This window comes from Pseudoalteromonas sp. PPB1 (genome assembly GCF_015356275.1).
Taxonomy (GTDB): Bacteria; Pseudomonadota; Gammaproteobacteria; order Enterobacterales; family Alteromonadaceae; genus Pseudoalteromonas; species Pseudoalteromonas rubra_D.
In genome coordinates this window covers 1-1,516 of sequence record NZ_JACEQV010000072.1, presented here as the reverse complement: position 1 = coordinate 1,516, position 1,516 = coordinate 1, and the positions used below count along the sequence as shown (strand labels likewise).

Here is a 1,516-nt window from a genome sequence, read left to right as displayed (position 1 = left end):
ACTCACCCGTCCGCCGCTCGTCATCTTCTAGCAAGCTAGAAATGTTACCGCTCGACTTGCATGTGTTAGGCCTGCCGCCAGCGTTCAATCTGAGCCATGATCAAACTCTTCAATTAAAAGTTTTTTGTTTGAAGTAAACTTCAAACCATGCTCAATGAATTCTGATTTTGTCTGTTTCTACTTTAAAAAAGTAAAATCAAAACGAATTGACTATGTTAGTCACTCAGTTCAGTTGATACTCTAAATTTTTGTGCGTCATTCAGTAAACTGAAATTCGCTGTTAGAACTCAATCTGTACGAGTGCCCACACAGATGATTGCTTCATATTTTTAAAGAACTATGTAACTAAACTTCGTTAGTTACCGCAGCCTCGCTGCGAAGTGGAGCGCCATATTAACCGCTTCACTTTTAAAGTCAACTAGAAAATTTAATTTTTCTTAATTAAGCTTTCCGTTTGGCTTTTCCTTCACTTAACTCGTTGCTTTTCAGCGTTGTGCTCCGTGTCGGTGGATGCGCATTATAGGGAAATTGAAAACCATTGCAACCCCTTTTTTCTCTTTTTTATTAATAAAATGACCTCCATTTTCACCCTCAGAATATACATAAATTAAAAACAAGATATACACACCCAACTGTGGATAAGATCACATAATTACGTCATTACACCGGCCATATTGCTCACAGCCAGCTTTCAGTATCGTCCTCTGCCGGGAGTATTAGAAACTCATATAATAAATAGACTAGAAAAGTTTAATCGCGAGGGCGTCATTGCACTTCTTTACTAGCTCAATAATAAACAATATAACAAGCAAGCGATCTCCTGGTAGCAGCATCAAATCATCCTAATTCTATTTCGCACCTGACGCCACAGTGTCGTCGTCCTGCACTCGATGTAGGATCTTATAGAATCTTTTGGAGGTGTTATTACTCATTGCAGTTGGTGGCTAAGGAAACTTCAGCGCTGCTGGCATCACTCGATATATAGATACATAGTTGCATGAATAGACATGGGCGAAAATAACCTAATTACGCGTCGGGTAATCATTGTCAGGTCGATGTGTCATTCATACTCATCATGTGACCTGTTAATAGTTCCCGCATCAAGTGCGGGATTTTGTTCAACCATTTTCTTGGTGTTGCCTAAACCTGAAGAAAACTTCAGCGTTGTTCGTCATAAGAGATATCTGGATATATGGTTACATAGATGCACAGGGCGAAAATAACTTATACCAATTTGCTTAATTAAGTGATCTATTTTGAGGCGAGAAAATAGGGTCGATAACAAGGCAAAAATTTTGCTATTTAGTTGTTCTAAATAAGAAATTTTTAACGCCGTTAGCGTCCTATTTGCTCCTTCAAATAGACCAGGTATTAAGTGAAATTGGTATTATACCATTTTGATTAATTAACTGGTCATTTTTATCCAGTCTCTAAAGCATAGTGATTTCACCCTGTCAGCACATGAGATAAACGCATTCCATGCTTCACTGACCTGATCCAAAATGTCTTCGTAGCT

The 1,516-nt window shown here is 38.4% G+C and carries 1 rRNA gene; it reads right to left on the bottom strand.

Going from position 1 to position 1,516, the window contains the following annotated elements:
* Positions 1–116 (bottom strand): 16S ribosomal RNA (locus IY568_RS24325); the annotation flags it as partial.
* Positions 117–1,516 lie beyond the last annotated feature (1,400 nt).